Genomic DNA, 1,250 nt, shown 5'->3' on the forward strand with positions numbered 1-1,250 from the left:
AATTAAAATGGATATTAATACACTTGTATTAATATCCATTTTATTATATAAATTATTAAAATAAAATTTATGCTGATAATATTAAATATGTCATATATATAATGTAAAGTATTAACATAGAAAAGCTTTCTTTTCTACTAATATCATTTTTTCTATAAGAGTAAAAATAAACTAATAAAGTATATAAAATCATTATAGCTCCATCTATTAATAACTTAGGATCAACACTCATTGGAGAAATTAAAGCTGAAATACCAATAATAAATAAGATATTAAATATATTAGAACCCATAACATTACCTAAAGCCAAATTACTTTCTCCTTTTTTTGCAGCTACAACAGAAGTTATAAATTCAGGTAAAGATGTACCTATTGAAACTATTGTAAGACCTATTAATTGGTCGCTAACACCAAAGTTACTAGCAATAGCTGAAGCTGAGTTTACAACTATATTTGCACCAAATATTATAGCTGCCATACCAAACACTGATATAAGTATATATTTAATCATAGAATCGCTTTTTTCTATTGATTTAACAGAAGAAGCATCCATATCAATTGAAGTTTCTAATGCAGATATATTTTCCTTTCTATTTTTTAAAGCAGAGTGAATTAGATAATACAAGAACCCTACAAATAAAATCAACAATATTAATCCATCAAAACGACTTATAGTATTAATAGATTTATTGAAAATTAGAGTATCTGCACAAAGTAAAACTAATAAAACTGATATTAAAAGTGTAAATGGAAATTCTTTCTTTAAGATTGATTTTTCAACTAGCAAAGGTTTGATAAGACCAGATGCACCGATGACCATTAGTAAATTAAATATATTAGAACCGATGATATTGCCTATTGCAATACCATTTTGACCATTTATAGAAGCTGTGATACTTACAGCTGCTTCTGGAGCACTTGTTCCAAATGCAACTATTGTAAGTCCTATGATAAGAGATGGGATTTTTAATTTTTTTGCTATACTTGAAGAACCGTCAACAAAATAATCTGCTCCTTTTATAAGTAAAACAAATCCTAATAATAATAAAATATAGTTCATAACATATACCTCCAATATTGTTTTTATAATTAAAAAAGACCTCCTAAAATAGAAAGATATAAAATATCTGACTATTTTGAAGGTCTTGCTATCAAGTATAAAAACTTGTTAATCAACCGAGTGTTATAAACACTGAATTGACGACTGATTAACACTAAAAGTGTAAGCTACTCCCCTTCAGGGACCTATT

1 protein-coding gene is annotated in these 1,250 nt (G+C 26.5%); it reads right to left on the minus strand.

The features are described 5' to 3' along the window. Nucleotides 1-67: 67 nt before the first annotated feature. Nucleotides 68-1,060, minus strand: a complete 993-nt coding sequence (locus G3997_RS02750; protein ID WP_296647720.1) for a calcium/sodium antiporter — start codon at nt 1,058-1,060, stop codon at nt 68-70. Between the last annotated feature and the right edge of the window lie 190 nt (nt 1,061-1,250).

Source organism: Romboutsia sp. 13368, assembly GCF_018336475.1.
Classification (GTDB): Bacteria; Bacillota; Clostridia; order Peptostreptococcales; family Peptostreptococcaceae; genus Romboutsia.

Coding starts and splice junctions, on each gene's coding strand:
- G3997_RS02750 (WP_296647720.1), bottom strand. CDS start 1,060: ATGAACTATATTTTATTATTATTAGGATTTGTTTTACTTATAAAAGGA.